Genomic DNA, 339 nt, shown 5'->3' with positions numbered 1-339 from the left:
CTCCAATTCTTATATATTTTAAATACTCGCCCAAATGTAACACCTTAATCTCGGAAAATATCATAATTATGATAGAAATGTGTTTTAAAAACTCCCAATTATTAAAACACATTATTATTATAATGTTTAAATTTATATTTTTTTATTAATTTTTAATTAAATATTCCTTAAATATTAACTGATTAGTGAAATAAATATCCTTTTACTAAAAAACGCAAAAAAAGAGCAATCCACAGGATTACTCTAAAGCACTACTTACAAAGTTGCATAATATTACAAATAAAGGGTCGCTCATTTATACTATGATATTGTATAAACATTTACAATAGACTTTATTAG

It is taken from the genome of Staphylococcus agnetis (genome assembly GCF_002901865.1).
In the GTDB taxonomy this organism is placed as follows: Bacteria; Bacillota; Bacilli; order Staphylococcales; family Staphylococcaceae; genus Staphylococcus; species Staphylococcus agnetis.
This window is presented reverse-complemented; position numbering follows the sequence as displayed.